Genomic DNA, 14,241 nt, shown 5'->3' on the forward strand with positions numbered 1-14,241 from the left:
TTTTCTCACTTTCAAGAAAGAGGTTTTTTCTCTTCCTGCGTGATCATAGGGAGAGGAGTGAGATTGCTGCTATTGGAAGCTGCGGCTAAAGCTGTGGGTTGGCGCTGAGCATAGCTACGTTTAGCAATAGCTATAATGTGCTTTGAGACGCGGGTAATAGCATGTGGAACCAGGCCAAAGCTGGGAAAATCATTGATATCGACTACCATCAGCCCTTCTTCAGTCTGGATGACGTCTAAGCCGTAGATATCCAGACCAAAGATGGCTCCTACGCGCAAGGCTAGGTTTCGTAGCTCCAGCGTAATGGGGATAAGCTGCTTGTCAACGTCGATTTCAGGGTGCAGCGGAGACCGTTTGGCAACCGAATAGACCTCTTTGCCTGTGACATAAACTTTAATATCAAAACCTGTATTGTTTATATAGTGCTGAGCCAGCCAGAAGTTTCCTTTGGCTGGCCTGGTAACAGCTTGCAACGCTTTTAATTCTGTCGGACTATGCACCAGGTTAACTCCACGGCCAGAACTACCGTTGGCAGGTTTAATCACAAGTGGATAGTCTTTCTCTGGAACTTGCTCAAGAAGCTGGGTCTGAGCGACAAAGTAGGTGAGAGGGGTTGGTATGCCATGCGCATGGGCATAAGCTGTGGCTATCGCTTTGTCGCGGACCATGTGTATCGCGCGCGAATTGTTGATAGTAGGAAGACCTATAGCTTCTGCAGCTTCTAAAATGCTCAGTCCAGGGCCATCCGAGACTGTTTTTAAAACGTAGGCATCGTAGTGCTGCGTGGGTAGATCGAAGAGGCTGGTAATAGTCTTGCCGGGTTCTAGAATGTCAACGTTGTGTCCCCATTGCCTGAGTTGTTCTGCAATGACTGTCGGCATAGACTCTTCTCTATACTGTTCTTCCAGAATAAAGCAAAAACGCATATGATTTGTCCTTCATAGAAAGGGTGGGCTTCAGCCATCCTGTAAGATAGGTGTCCAGGGCACCAGAAAATGCTTGCAGAAGCATATATAAAAACCAGTGGTTAATAATAAATGCCGGGGAGGCTTGCTATTCCACTTTAAGGAATAGATGCTTTATAGTATAAGATTATTCGATATTGGGGCTAATAGTGTTTCTATCGCCTGCCGGACTTTAACGACTAGAGATGTTTTAGATTGCTTTCTAGTTAGCAAGTAATCAAAATATGCACTTGCTAAAATAGAAAAATACCTCATCAGCAATATAAAAGGATATCTTATCTGCAATAGGACAGTCAATAGGCATATGTCCTTAATATTCATTAAACTTTCATTAAATGATATTTAGTAAGGTGAAGAAAGTGGGAATTATAATGAATTTCTCTTATAGATGATGTTTCTAGTAGCGGAACTTTTATTAGAGGAAAAAGTAAAAAACGAGAGCTGGCCGATTAGCTAAAAAATAAATTCTATCGGCCAGCTCTCGTTTAAATCTGGACTGTGGATATTTTAGAGAATTCAGGCTGTAGGCTGGACTATAAGCTTGCCAAAGACAGCACGGTCCTCCATGCGCCTTTGTGCCTCACCTACTTGCTCAAGCGCGTAAACTTCAGCGATGGTGGGTTGGAAGCGTCCGGTTGCTACAAGCTTGATCACATCGGCAAGATCCTGACGTGTACCGCCATAAGAGCCGATAAGCGCAAGTTCTTTGGCAAACATATTCCAGATGTTCACCTTACCATCGTTGCCGGTAGTTGCTCCGCAGGTAACCAGCCGCCCGCGCCTGGTGAGGCAGGAGACACTTTTTTCCCAGGTATCGGCACCCACATGTTCGACAACAACATCAACCCCACGCTTCCCGGTGATGCGCCGTACTTCTTGCAAGAAATCCTGCTCCTGGTAGTTGATGACCTCAGCGGCCCCGAGCTGGCGAGCCTGTTCGACCTTTGCTGATGAACCAACGGTAGTAATGACGCGTGCTCCTTGCAGTTTGGCAATCTGAATGGCTGCACTTCCTACTCCGCTGCCAGCTGCATGGACAAGAACGTCTTGCCCTGGACGCAGAGGAGCTTGCCTGGTCAGCATATGCCAGGCGGTAATGGCGGCAAGGCCCACCGCGGCTGCCGAGACATAATCAACCTCTTTGGGCAAGGCCACAATGCTTGAGGCTGGAACGCGTAGATATTCGGCGTATCCTCCCTGATTGCCCAGGCCTACAATGTCGCTTTTGAGGCAAAGAACCTCCTCGCCGGCGCGGCAAAACTCGCATTGGCCGCAAAACAGATAAGGTGCGACGGCAACCGCCTGTCCAATGTTGAGTCCGTTAACAGCCTCACCAACAGCGGCAATTTCGCCAGCCACTTCCGAGCCAGAGATATGGGGCATAGGGGCTACTTTTGTGCGCCCTGCTCTTGAGTAAATATCCAGCCGGTTTACCCCACATGCATGCACCTTGACAATAACATCTGTCAAACCGGGCGTTGGTTGAGCTAGCTCTTCGACACGGAGTACATCGATGTCTCCATGTTCATGAAATACTGTGGCTTTCATCTTTCTTCCTCTCATTAGGGCCAGGGCTGAGCTCCTGGTATCGCAGTAGCTTGCTGCGTAGGCACGAAACAATAAATTCATTGTATGGAAAGGAGAGGGAAGATGCAAGGCGTTGGCCCGGATGATGGCAGCCTGATTGGCAGATTGGACTAGATGCGTGGATGATCAGAGAGTCCCTGCTCCTGCAGTTGTTGCCGATGCTGGATATGGAGCTCGTAGAGAGTGCGCATTACTTTGGCTAGCGAATCATCGAGCGGTCGAGAGGTATCAATGATGCAACCACCATCCTCAAACTCTTCGAAGCGCGGCCTCCATTGTTTCCACTCCTCCCATGAGGTGATTTGAAACTGCGAAACCTGTCCCTTGCGTCCTTCCAGACGCCGTTTTTGCACTTCTGGCGGACATTGGCAGTGTACTACCTGCAAGGGCGTGCGAAAAGATTGGGCAAGCCTTCTTGACTGTTCATACGTTCTATAGTAGGTAAGAGGAGTATCAACGACTACGCTTAAACCAAGGCTCAACTGTTCTCGTACGAGCGCGAACATGAGCTCATACGAGAAACGTCCTATATCGGGCAGGTCTCCGAAGATATCTACTCCTGTTTGTCTTATAATGTCTCTGTCGATTAGAGGAGCCTGCAGCGCTCTGGCAATGGCTCTAGCAATGGTGCTCTTCCCTGTACCAGGGTATCCACGCATCATAATCAACGTGCTCGCAGTGTACACAGTCGTAGTCTCACTTCTATGTCACAGGGAGATTTTCCCTACGCTCTGGATAGACAGCTAAAGATGTTAAGATGTGCTGCCATGGCGCGTTTCTCGTGCAAATAGGGTAGGGTCAAACATTGCTGGTAGAGAATATTCTACTCCAAAACTATATTTATTGAGTGTCGATTTACTCTTTAATCCCTTGTGTAAAGCGCCATAGTACTATCAGTATAGCCTTACCCGAATGGGATTGTCTAGCTGTTCTGATAAATTGGTACTTATCCCCCTTACTTGACGTTCTGGGTAGAGCGCGCTATCATCCATTATTATAAGGTCCATAAGTTTTAGGTAAGGTGTCTTTGCTTATCATGATGAAGCATTTTGAAGGACGCAGCCTGGCTCACCCTGGTTGCTTGATAGGTGTGACTGTCGGTTTAATTGTGGGTATTGTGCTGGCGGGAGTGCTGGCTTCTGTCTTTAATTGGGCATTAAATCTTGTGCTCATCGTCTGGCTTGCCTTTACGCTCGGGCTCGGCTTGTTAGGCTGGACAATTGGCGAACATTTTTCAAAGAAATTTCAACTATTCAAGCGTGAAACTGATGAGCCGACGCTTTCTCATCCCTCTCAGGAATAAAATTTTTGCGCTTACCTTGCCAAAGGGCTAGCACTTTGCGAAAAAGTATGCTATAGTTTTTACACAGGCAACAACAGGTGCCCTCTCGTGTTGCCAGGATCACTGAGAGCAGTGTTGCTCACTTGCGATGATGCGCCGTAAATAGTAGGACGCCGTATTGTCGTGGTTGCTGCACACTGACCGCTAGATACGCAAGTCCTCTGATCTGTGCTGTTTATTAGTCTTGTATGAACAGTTCCACCTGATCAGCACAAACTGGGAGGATATCTTATGTTAGACAATGAATTCCGCCGTCCTTTCTCTGTTGATTTTGTTCCTCAGGGTAGCCTCTGCGAGTGGTGTGGCGAGCCCGCAGAACGCCAGCTAACAGCTATAGGTGGACGTTACCACAATGAGAGCGGATTGTTTTGCCGCTCCTGCGGTGAAAAATTCTCGCAGGCAGTCATCAACTCTTTAAGCGTTGCCGCTACAACACCTCCTATGGAAGCTCTGTAAGACCTCTCGCTTGAGAACAGGAAAGCCGGGATGTAAAAAACAACCCGGCCTGATGGATAGATATTGGGGCAGTGGTGCAGGAACATGCAGCTGCCTCAAGTTTTATGCATAACGCTGCATATACTGGTTTATGTCAAAAGATTTGGCCTGAAGCATTTGAGCATGAGCAGCCTGGTCCATGGTAGGACGCTCTTCCTGATAGAAGAGGCCCGTGAACTGCTTTTCAGTCTCAAGTGCTAAGGCGAGGGCACTGTTGCGGTCTTGCGTATTGTGATCTCCTGGAATTGATGTGACAGCTGCGTCCCAGGCGTCAAAGGTATGATAGAACGTTGGGCAGGGGCTCAGGGCATGGATAAAAGCGAAGCCTTTATGCTGTATGCCTTTTTCAATAAGCGCCGCTAGATCTTTCGGTTTAGCGGAGTAGCCACGTGCAACGAAACTGACATTTAGGGAAAGGGCTGTGGCAATAGGATTAAATTGCGAAGCCAGCAGACCATAGGGCGTGGACTTGGTTACATGCCCATGCGGTGAGGTTGGAGAGGTCTGTCCTTTTGTCAATCCATAGATCTCATTATCCATGACGACTACTGTGATATCGATATTGCGCAAGGCGGCATGGATCAGATGCCCGGCTCCAATGCTGAAGAAGTCGCCGTCGCCACCTACTGCTACAACAGTAAGATCGGGACGGGCCATTTTCAATCCCTGCGCCACGGGCAATGCTCGTCCGTGTACGCTATGGAACCCGAAGGTTTTCATAAAATGGGGAAAGCGGCTGGAGCAACCAATGCCGGAGATGACCACTGTCTGATCTGGTGAGAGCTTCATGCCTGCCAGGCCACGTAAGGTGGCATTGAGGACACCGAAATCTCCGCAGCCTGGGCACCAGGTTGGTTTTACCTCACTCTTATAATCTTTAGGGGTTGGATTGATGACTGCCTGCATGATTAACTGACCTCCTCAATTGCCCGCAGAATTTCGCCAGCGGTAAAAGGAATACCACCAAATTTATTCACGCGGATCGCTTGCAGACCATATTTTGCACCCAACAGATTAGCTAATTGCCCCGAGTAGTTGCACTCCGGTACGATGACTTTCTGCACTGAGCGAATGAAGTCACGAATGGTGCGATCTGGCAATGGTGAAAGAATCTTTGGATGGAGCGACGCGACTTTATAGCCTTTGGCGCGTGCGCGATCTACTGCTTCCTGGATCGTTCCTTCTGTCGAGCCCCAGCCGATGATGCCAATTGTGGCGTTTTCGTCGCCATAGCGCTCGGGTTTGGGCAATTCTTCAGCGGCTGTGTCGAGCTTACGGAAGCGTTTTTCCATCATAGCCGTGTGATCTTCTGGCTCGTAGTCGGGATGTCCATGCTCATTGTGCTCAAGACCCGTTGCGGTGTAGATAGGAGCACCAGGTCCAGGAGCGCTCATGGGCGAGATACCGCTTGCCGTGTAGGCATAGCGCGCATAACCTGTGGAAGCTCCAGCTCCTACCAGGGTTTTATCGTGGCCATTTGAGCCATTAGTGGGCTTGATGCGCTCTTGAAGCTCAGCTGGCTTAAATGCGCTGACATCAACGCTTTCCACGCGTGCGGTCAATGACTGATCGGTCAGGAAGAGAACAGGCATCTGGTAGCGCTCAGCCATATTAAATGCTGAGATCATAAGGTTGTAGCAGTCGGCAACGTTAGCCGGGGCTACGATGATGCGTGGTGTATCGCCGTGTCCTGCATGCAGCGCAAAGCTGAGGTCTGCCTGCTCCATTTTCGTAGGCATACCCGTGCTCGGACCCGCACGCTGTGCGTCGATGATCACTGCTGGCAATTCTGCCATCGACGACAGGCCGATGAGCTCTGTCATGAGCGAGAAGCCGGGACCCGAAGTCGCTGTCATGGCTCGTACACCGCCGTACGAGGCACCAAGTACTGCGGCAAGCGCGGCCATCTCATCTTCTGCCTGCAAGAAAGTACCTCCGACAAGAGGTAGCTCTTTGGCCATACCTTCCATGATATCGCTTGCCGGGGTGATGGGATATCCTGCGAAGAAATGGCATTGAGCAGCTAATGCCCCCGCTACCACCGCCTGATTTCCATTCAATACAACACGATCTGCTTTCTCTACAGAGCCAAGAATATAGGGATCATGCTTGGATAAGTTCTCGGTGACATATTTTCGAGTAAATTCTAACGCTTGTAAGTTTTTCTCCATCAGTGTGGAGTTCGCTTTACGTGACTTAGAAAGTTTTGATTGAACAACTTGAATAATAGCTCCTAATGGGGGTCCGAAAAGTCCAGAGATGGCGCCGAGCATAACCATGTTCTTGGTCTGGAACAATTGGATCTCTTTGCGCGCAATCTCGTTGAAGGGTACTGCATAGGTAATGCAGTCACCTGTTTCAGGAGTAAAATCGGAGGGATCGTAAATGAGAACGCCACCATGCCGCAGCTCGCTAATATTGCGATCATAGGCTTCTTTATTTAAACAGACGAGCACGTCTGCATAGTCCCCCATGGACTTTACGGGATGGTCGCTGATCCTGACCTGGAACATACAGGGGCCACCAAGAATCTCTGCCGGAAATGTTCTAAAGGTATACACATGGTATCCCCACCGCGCCGATGCTAGCGCTAGAATATCTCCTCCGGAGATGGTGCCTTCACCTGATTCCCCTCCTATTCGGATTGTTACTTCATTCTCCATCGAATGCTCCCTCAGAAAAATGTTAGACCGCGCTATGCATCCCTGTGTAGCGCGGTTCCTTCGTAACGGGTCTCGCCCTGATGGGGAGTATTGCCACAATAAATAGCTATGTAGGTCTCTTTTCCTCGATTGGAGAAAAAAGATCTATTCACGCTGCCCATCCATTGTGTCCTACTCGCTTGCTTCCAGCGAAACATTGTAATTTAGTCCGCTATCTCCCTAGTTACTCTTCTTGCCTGTCTTTGCATGTGCTCGCCGCGCCTCCTTGTTGCTGAGCTGCAATAGTTAGCACAAAACTTGCACGCTGACTGTTGCTATTATAGCACACTTTATAGAGACTGGTAAAAAAACATGTGCAATTTCTGTATAGATTAAAGAATTGTTATTTTGTTGGCCGAATTGGTTGAATTTCCCTCTTCCCAAGTCGGCCCGGATATGCTACAATACTTCTTGCAAGGGCCCATAGCTCAGCGGTTAGAGCAGCCCGCTCATAACGGGTTGGTCGCTGGTTCGATCCCAGCTGGGCCCACCCTTCACGTAGCATCCCTCCCAAACATTTTCTTTTCCTATCAGCTCCCGTGAACCGCTAAAGAGCAGGTTAGTATATTAACTCGCTTCTGGCTAATTCAGGCCGAAAAACCATGACTTTTTTGCTAGTTTCGACGTTTTTGCGGCTTGTGTGTCCCTTACATTTCTTGCCGAAAGCTCTGAAGCTGTTAAGCAAAGCTATAGTCTGGGGATTGTATAATTTCTCCCCAGGCTATAGCTAACTTGAGAGCCTGCTGCTAAAAAGCTAGAGCTGCATTAAGAGTGTGTTGAGCCTGTTGACGAAGCGGATGGGATCTTCCAGCTGCTCGCCACGGCTGAGCATGGATTGATCAAAGAGCACAAGCGCCAGATCTGTGAACTTCTGTCCGTCCTGTTCATCCTTCATTTTGTTAATCAAGGGATGTTCGGCGTTGATCTCAAGGATGGGCTTGGCGGTAGGAGCCGCGTGCCCGCTAGCCTTTAAGAGACGTTGCAGGGTTGGATCAATATCGTTCTCATCCACGACAAGACAGGCCGGAGAGGTTGTCAGACGCGTGGTAATGCGCACTTCTCTCACCTGCTCGTTAAGCGTATCTTTGAGGCGATTCAAGAGATCCTGCAGCTCGTTAGTCTTCTCCTGACGTTCCTCTTTCTCCTTCTCGTCTTCTAGCTGGCTCAGATCGATCGTACCTTTTGCTACTGATTGTAAAGCAATATCTTTATAATTCTGCAGCTCGGTGACGAGGAGGGTATCTACTGGTTCATAGAGCAGCAGGACCTCAATATCTTTCTTATTGAAGACTTCCAGCAAGGGGCTGGCCTTGGCCGCTGCATAGCTCTCTGCCGTAATATAGTAGATTTTGTCCTGGCCCTGCTTCATACGCGCGATATAGTCGTCAAGGGAGACTGACTGCTCTTCATTGCCTGTGCGCGTGGTAGCAAAGCGCAGGAGCGGAGCCAGGGTTTCGCGATTGCTTGCATCTTCTGTAATACCCTCTTTTAGCACGCGCCCGAAGGTTTGCCAGAAGGTCTCATATTTCTCTTTCTCCTGTGCGGCCATATCAGTGAGCAGGCCAAGGACTTTCTTGACGGCATTTGAGCGGATGCTATCAATCATCCTGTTCTGCTGGAGAAGCTCGCGCGAGATATTTAAGGGCAGATCGCTGGAATCGATGACGCCACGTATGAAGCGCAGGTAGCGCGGCATAAGGCGCTCTGTGTCTTCTAAGATATAGACGCGGCGGACATAGAGCTTGATGCCCTTCTGTCGCTCCATGCTCCATAGATCAAAGGGGGCATGCTTAGGAATGTAGAGTAACATCGTGTACTCGTGCGTGCCCTCCATGCGACTATGAAGGTAGGCCAGCGGCTCATCAAAGTCATGGGAAATGTATTTATAAAATTCCTTGTACTCTTCTTCGCTGACCTCGCTCTTTGAGCGCGTCCAGAGCGCAGAGGCGCGGTTGACGGCTTCCTCGCCGCTTGCGTCCTTGCCCTCAGCCGGCATGTAGATAGGAATAGAGATGTGATCGGAGTATTTGCGGATAATAGAACGCAGGCGATACCCTTCGAGGAACTCATCCTCTCCTTCGCGCAGGTGCAGAATTATTTCTGTCCCTCGCGCTGGCTTGTCGATGGTCTCCAGGGTGTATTGCCCTTTGCCTTCAGATTCCCAGCGTACTCCTTGTTCGGCTGCCCCGGCTCGACGGGTGTTAAGCGTTACTTTGTCAGCGACGACAAAGGCTGAATAGAAGCCGACGCCGAACTGGCCGATGAGACGAGCATCCTTTTGCTGATCGCCGGTGAGCGATTGTAAGAATTCGCGTGTACCGGATTTGGCGATTGTGCCAATGTGTTCGATGACCTCTGCCCGCGACATGCCTATGCCATTATCGCTGATGGTGATTGTGCGCTGGTCTTTGTCGTAGTTGACGCGGATCTTGAAATCCGGATCATTCTCGACGAGCGCAGGGTCCGCTAGCATGGCAAAGCGCAAGCGATCAATGGCGTCCGAGGCATTAGAGATCAGTTCGCGTAGAAAGATTTCTTTGTTGCTATATATGGAGTGAATCATAATATCAAGCAGTTGAGTTACTTCTGCTTGAAATCCCAGGACTTCCTGGTTCGTTTCTGCTGCCATATTACGCTCCTTGATGAACTGTATTTTTGAGTTTTGGGATGAAAACACTGTCAACGTCACTTAAGGCCTTCTTGAGTATTAAATATACAAAATTTTACGGCTTTTGTCACTCTCCTATGCAGACTGCTAAAATTAGTAGCTTGCTTGGGATTGGCCCAATAAAGGCAGTATAAGCAAGCTCTATCCGCCCTTTATTTACGTTTAGCCAGGTACAGGAGAATCAGGTAGGTCTTGTTGATATGGCCATGAAAACTATTGTTAATCAGCTCTGTGATCCCCTGGAAGAGGCGCTGTCGAGCCTGAGCGGACATGGCTATGTGACCAGAATACGTTGAGAGAAGACGTATATAGCTGGCTGCATCATAGGTGATATCCATCCTGTAGCGACGAGCTGTTATCTCTCCAAAGAGCCCACTCTGCTCTATTTCGGCCCGGTGGGGCTCGTCAATTTCTTCCGCCCAGAGTAAAGGGATATTATCTTTTGTTCGTCCAGGAACTTCCTGCCGATAAATTTTTTGCACAGCCTCGAAGAAGCCCTGACTTCTCTGGCTTTGCACGTGTTTGTGCCAGAAAAGAGCGATAGCACCTGAGGGTTTTAGCGCTGTGGCCACTTTTTGATAAGCGATGGTAGGATCAAGCCAATGAAAGGCCGTGGCCGAAATGACCAGATCAAAGGTCTGCTTTTCTACTGGCCACTCCTCAAAAGGTCCAATAGAGAACTTTACCTGTGGATAGGCCAACAGCTTGCGCTGGGCAACCGCAGCTAGATTGGCTCCCAACTCGACACAAAGCATTGGATAGCCGCGTCGGGCCAGGGGTAACGTGGCCTTGCCGGTTCCACAGCCAATTTCCAGGATATAGCCGCTGGGAGCTAGCTCTGTGAAGGTCAAAATGTCCTCAAAAAGCTCTTCTGGATAGCCGGGCCGAGCCTCATCGTATAGTAAAGCGTCATAGTCAAAGGTTGTGCGTAAGTCAGTTCTATTTTCAGGCATAATATGATCCTCTGTGCATATGAGGCTAAGTGCTCAATAGAGCTTTATCGCTGAGGAAAGAATGTTTAGCAAAAATAAATATAGCTAGCATACTATACCATATAATTGCTAAAAAAGCCCTGGAAGAGGCACTTTAATTTTCGCGCTCGCCATTGAAGCGGAATAGATATCCCGGCCCGCTATGTTGGTAATTATGGTAGCATTCATCTTCTATTTTGCCTACAATTAGAAGTGAACAAAAAAAAGGTGAGAACGTTCGATGGAGAACACAGCACTGTCTCTCCGAAGAGGCTAGTCTGTAACATAAGCGGGTGACTATGAATACACAAGATGCTATCCAAACAGAAAAAGAACGCCAGGACGGAACAGGAAAGTCTATCCCCCGCGTTGTGATTATTGGGGCAGGATTCGGCGGCATACGAGCTGCCCGCGCCTTACATAATGCCCCTGTGCAGGTTACGGTAATTGACCGCAACAATCATCATCTCTTTCAACCTCTGCTATACCAGGTAGCTACTGCTGGGCTTTCTCCTGCCGATATCTCGGCGCCTATTCGCGGCATTCTTAAAAAGCAGAAGAATACCGAAGTGGTTATGGCTGAGGTGACCGGCGTCGATCTTGAGCAGCGCCAGGTGCTCACCCAAAAGCGTGAGCTTCCATACGACTACCTGGTAGTGGCCACAGGAGCCAGCCATAGCTACTTTGGGCATAACGAGTGGGCGCCCTATGCACCGGGGCTCAAATCGATTGTGGATGCGACAGCCTTACGCCGCAAGATCTTGCTCGCCTTTGAGGCTGCTGAAATGGCCCAGGATGAGGAGCAGCGGCGCAACCTGCTAACCTTTGTGCTCGTTGGTGGAGGTCCTACGGGTGTAGAGATGGCGGGAGCGATCGCTGAACTTGCCCATAAAGCCCTGGTTTCTGATTTTCGGCATATCGATCCTGCTTCGGCCCGCATTCTTCTCGTAGAGGCTCTGCCAAGAATCCTGCCGGCCTTCCCGGAGAAGCTTTCTAAAAAAGCGCAGCAAGCGCTGGAGCATCTGGGAGTGGAAGTGTGCACAAACTCGCCAGTAGAGCAGATTGATGAAGATGGCGTCGTGATCGGCGGACAACGCCTTGTCACCAGAAACGTGATCTGGACCGCCGGCGTAGCGGCTTCTCCCGCTGGAAAATGGCTCAACGCTGAAGTGGATCGCGCAGGCCGGGTCAAAGTGGATGCTGATCTTTCCTTGCCCGGGCATCCAGAAGTGTTTGTCGTCGGCGATACAGCAAGTTGTATGCAGGACGATAAGCCGCTGCCTGGCGTTGCCCCTGTGGCCATGCAGGAGGGTACCTATGTGGCCGAAGTGATTGCGCAACGCGTAGCCGGCAAAGAGCAGCCACGGGCTTTTCGCTATAAGAATAAGGGCAATCTGGCGACCATCGGGCGTTCCTATGGCATTGCCGATGTGGGCAAACTGCGCTTTGGAGGCTTTATTGGCTGGATCTTCTGGTGGGCGGTTCACATTTTCTTCCTGATCGGCTTCCGCAACCGCTTCCTGGTAATGTTCCAGTGGGCCTGGGCCTACTTTACCTATCAGCGAGGTGCCCGTTTGATCACTTTTGATCCAGCCGCGCTGCAAAAACAGAAAGAGCTTGTGGAAGAACTGACCTCTGTTTAGTCTTGATAGTACCCCTCTCTCCTGCATATAATCATGGAGTGTGGTTCTCCAATTGATATGTGAGGTAAATGGATGCGAGAGGTACAAACAAAACTTCCAAAGGGAAGAGTTGTACGCAATCGCTACCTTGTCGAGGACCTCCTCGGCAAGGGTGGCTTTGGTGCGGTATATCGTGTACGAGATCGACGTGTTAAGGGCAATGTCTTTGCTCTCAAAGAGCTCATTGATCCCAATGCTTATCAGCGTGCGGGGTTTGCCTTTGAATGTGAGCTCCTGAAACGGCTCGATCATTATGCGCTGCCTCGGGTCTATCGCGTTTTTGAGGATGCGAAAAATAGTCGCGTCTATATGTTGATGGATTACATCGATGGGCCTAATCTTGAAAGATTGCGCCTGCAGCAGCCCGAGAAACGCTTCCCTTTGTCGCAGGTTATGAAGATCATGGCGCCAGTGATACATGCCATTGATTACCTGCATACCCAGCAACCTCCAATTATCCATCGTGATATTAAACCTTCCAATATTATTGTGCCTACGACCGGTGAGGAAGCGGTCCTTGTTGATTTTGGCATTGCCAAAGAGTACGAGCAAGATTCGACGACGACGGCTATCCGTCATTGCTCCCCAGGCTATGGGGCGCCAGAACACTATGTTAGCGGCACAAATACCCGTACCGATATCTATAGCCTGGCCGCCACATTTTATGTGCTCTTGAGCGGGACGGTCCCCGTAGATGCGCTGCATCGCATGACGAGGATAAGCAGCGAGGGTAGCGATCCGCTCAAGCCTGTGAACGAGATTGTTGAGGATGTACCGGCACCTGTTGGCGCGGTGCTGCAGAAAGCGATGTCAATCAATAGCAATGATCGTTTTGCTACAGCTCCCGAATTCTGGCGGGCGCTCAAAGCCGCTTGCCCAGAAGATGAAGAGCCAGCTTCTGCAACTCCTGCCGAGCCAGAAGCTTCTACGGAGGCAGCATCTGAGGCTGACGCGGAGAAACAGAATCCATCAGCCCAGGTGGAGAATGAGCAGCAAGGCGCCGCTGCAGATCAGGGCGTCTCTGCTAAGCGTGAAGAGCCGTTGCCGGAAGAGAAAGAACTTCCAGTAAGAGGGCCATCTCGCCCTCAGCCCGGCGGAAAGGGGCGTCTCATTGCGCTTGTGTGCGTTGCTTTAAGCATGATTGCTCTCATATCGGGCCTGCTTTGGGGCTGGAGTTCCTGGACCGCTGGCGATACCGCAACAGCTGTCTCTACTCCCATCCATACTGCAGGTATTACGCCTACGACTGCTGCAGCGCCTACCAGCCAGCCGACAGCGACGCCGACTCCTTCCCCGACTCCCTCGCCGTCTCCCACCCAGGCGCCGACGTATCCGGCCCTGGTTGCTAACTATGGTGGTCATATTCATAACACGCCTGCGAATGTAGACTCCTCAATGTCTATCTCAAAGCTGCAGCAGAAGGGGGAGCAGATCAGTGGCTACCTTACGCTGGGTCCAGGTCTATTAGGAAGCGGTAATTTCACAGGCACTGTCTCGACTGATCGTAAGATCCAATTTTCTGTGCCGGGATATGCTAATCTCTTACCCCTCAATTTTCAGGGAACGGTTCAGGCAGATGGGAATATGAGTGGCACCTATTGTAGCTATCAAAATGGTCAATGCGATCAAGCCGGCGGCGGCTATGGCTCCTGGACGGCTGCACCGCAGAGCTAAAAGTCCTGCCTAAGCAAAGCTCTGCGGTTCTAAACAGGGAGTGGTTGTTTCAATATGGTTGAAAATGAGATAAATGCGCAGCTAAGATGGCTGAAATACAAAAATATGCAGGTATAGTTACCGTATAAAGCAGGCTGAAGCTGGCAAGTTCATAG

At 50.0% G+C, this 14,241-nt stretch carries 11 protein-coding genes and 1 tRNA gene; 5 read left to right on the top strand and 7 right to left on the bottom strand.

Annotated elements, in window-relative coordinates; genetic code table 11:
- Nucleotides 1-11: 11 nt before the first annotated feature.
- From EPA93_RS41830 to EPA93_RS41840, 3 genes are all read right to left on the bottom strand, one after another.
- Nucleotides 12-881 (bottom strand): ATP-grasp domain-containing protein, encoded by an 870-nt coding sequence (locus tag EPA93_RS41830; protein ID WP_165423748.1) that lies wholly within the window; start codon nt 879-881, stop codon nt 12-14.
- A gap of 600 nt (nt 882-1,481) precedes the next feature.
- Nucleotides 1,482-2,513: a zinc-binding dehydrogenase gene (locus tag EPA93_RS41835; protein WP_129893245.1), complete on the bottom strand. Its 1,032-nt coding sequence runs from the start codon at nt 2,511-2,513 to the stop codon at nt 1,482-1,484.
- A gap of 149 nt (nt 2,514-2,662) precedes the next feature.
- Complete coding sequence (locus EPA93_RS41840) at nt 2,663-3,214, bottom strand: P-loop nucleotide/nucleoside kinase family protein (RefSeq protein ID WP_129893246.1); 552 nt, start codon at nt 3,212-3,214, stop codon at nt 2,663-2,665.
- A gap of 374 nt (nt 3,215-3,588) precedes the next feature.
- Here EPA93_RS41840 and EPA93_RS41845 point away from each other — a divergent pair, with 374 nt between their 5' ends.
- Together EPA93_RS41845 and EPA93_RS41850 are read left to right on the top strand one after the other, a co-directional pair.
- Nucleotides 3,589-3,855, top strand: coding sequence for a hypothetical protein (locus EPA93_RS41845; protein WP_129893247.1), 267 nt, complete (start codon nt 3,589-3,591; stop codon nt 3,853-3,855).
- A 270-nt stretch (nt 3,856-4,125) separates the two neighbouring features.
- Complete coding sequence (locus EPA93_RS41850) at nt 4,126-4,350, top strand: hypothetical protein (RefSeq protein ID WP_129893248.1); 225 nt, start codon at nt 4,126-4,128, stop codon at nt 4,348-4,350.
- Nucleotides 4,351-4,452: 102 nt separating this feature from the next.
- On the opposite strand, the gene EPA93_RS41855 is transcribed toward EPA93_RS41850, so the two are convergent.
- Together EPA93_RS41855 and EPA93_RS41860 are read right to left on the bottom strand one after the other, a co-directional pair.
- Nucleotides 4,453-5,295, bottom strand: coding sequence for a 2-oxoacid:ferredoxin oxidoreductase subunit beta (locus EPA93_RS41855; protein WP_165423749.1), 843 nt, complete (start codon nt 5,293-5,295; stop codon nt 4,453-4,455).
- Between the two features lie 2 nt (nt 5,296-5,297).
- Nucleotides 5,298-7,052 carry a 2-oxoacid:acceptor oxidoreductase subunit alpha gene (locus tag EPA93_RS41860; RefSeq protein ID WP_129893250.1) on the bottom strand — a complete coding sequence of 585 codons (1,755 nt, stop codon included), beginning with the start codon at nt 7,050-7,052 and terminating at the stop codon, nt 5,298-5,300.
- A gap of 456 nt (nt 7,053-7,508) precedes the next feature.
- On the opposite strand from EPA93_RS41860, the gene EPA93_RS41865 reads away from it, so the two are divergent.
- Nucleotides 7,509-7,581 (top strand) — tRNA-Ile (locus EPA93_RS41865).
- Nucleotides 7,582-7,845: 264 nt separating this feature from the next.
- Here EPA93_RS41865 and htpG read toward each other — a convergent pair.
- Together htpG and EPA93_RS41875 are read right to left on the bottom strand one after the other, a co-directional pair.
- Complete coding sequence (htpG, locus tag EPA93_RS41870; protein ID WP_129893251.1) at nt 7,846-9,720, bottom strand: molecular chaperone HtpG; 1,875 nt, start codon at nt 9,718-9,720, stop codon at nt 7,846-7,848.
- A 191-nt stretch (nt 9,721-9,911) separates the two neighbouring features.
- Nucleotides 9,912-10,712: a class I SAM-dependent methyltransferase gene (locus tag EPA93_RS41875; RefSeq protein ID WP_129893252.1), complete on the bottom strand. Its 801-nt coding sequence runs from the start codon at nt 10,710-10,712 to the stop codon at nt 9,912-9,914.
- Nucleotides 10,713-11,029: 317 nt separating this feature from the next.
- On the opposite strand from EPA93_RS41875, the gene EPA93_RS41880 reads away from it, so the two are divergent.
- On the top strand, nt 11,030-12,373 hold the full coding sequence (locus EPA93_RS41880) for an NAD(P)/FAD-dependent oxidoreductase (protein WP_129893253.1): 1,344 nt from the start codon (nt 11,030-11,032) through the stop codon (nt 12,371-12,373).
- Between the two features lie 72 nt (nt 12,374-12,445).
- Nucleotides 12,446-14,086 (top strand): serine/threonine protein kinase, encoded by a 1,641-nt coding sequence (locus EPA93_RS41885; RefSeq protein ID WP_129893254.1) that lies wholly within the window; start codon nt 12,446-12,448, stop codon nt 14,084-14,086.
- Nucleotides 14,087-14,241: the final 155 nt, after the last annotated feature.

Source organism: Ktedonosporobacter rubrisoli (genome assembly GCF_004208415.1).
Lineage (GTDB): Bacteria > Chloroflexota > Ktedonobacteria > Ktedonobacterales > Ktedonobacteraceae > Ktedonosporobacter > Ktedonosporobacter rubrisoli.

Bases quoted from the DNA above. Each gene is read 5' to 3' on its own strand.
- EPA93_RS41830 (WP_165423748.1), bottom strand. From the start codon at position 881: ATGCCGACAGTCATTGCAGAACAACTCAGGCAATGGGGACACAACGTT.
- EPA93_RS41835 (WP_129893245.1), bottom strand. From the start codon at position 2,513: ATGAAAGCCACAGTATTTCATGAACATGGAGACATCGATGTACTCCGT.
- EPA93_RS41840 (WP_129893246.1), bottom strand. From the start codon at position 3,214: ATGATGCGTGGATACCCTGGTACAGGGAAGAGCACCATTGCTAGAGCC.
- EPA93_RS41845 (WP_129893247.1), top strand. From the start codon at position 3,589: ATGATGAAGCATTTTGAAGGACGCAGCCTGGCTCACCCTGGTTGCTTG.
- EPA93_RS41850 (WP_129893248.1), top strand. From the start codon at position 4,126: ATGTTAGACAATGAATTCCGCCGTCCTTTCTCTGTTGATTTTGTTCCT.
- EPA93_RS41855 (WP_165423749.1), bottom strand. From the start codon at position 5,295: ATGCAGGCAGTCATCAATCCAACCCCTAAAGATTATAAGAGTGAGGTA.
- EPA93_RS41860 (WP_129893250.1), bottom strand. From the start codon at position 7,052: ATGGAGAATGAAGTAACAATCCGAATAGGAGGGGAATCAGGTGAAGGC.
- htpG (WP_129893251.1), bottom strand. From the start codon at position 9,720: ATGGCAGCAGAAACGAACCAGGAAGTCCTGGGATTTCAAGCAGAAGTA.
- EPA93_RS41875 (WP_129893252.1), bottom strand. From the start codon at position 10,712: ATGCCTGAAAATAGAACTGACTTACGCACAACCTTTGACTATGACGCT.
- EPA93_RS41880 (WP_129893253.1), top strand. From the start codon at position 11,030: ATGAATACACAAGATGCTATCCAAACAGAAAAAGAACGCCAGGACGGA.
- EPA93_RS41885 (WP_129893254.1), top strand. From the start codon at position 12,446: ATGCGAGAGGTACAAACAAAACTTCCAAAGGGAAGAGTTGTACGCAAT.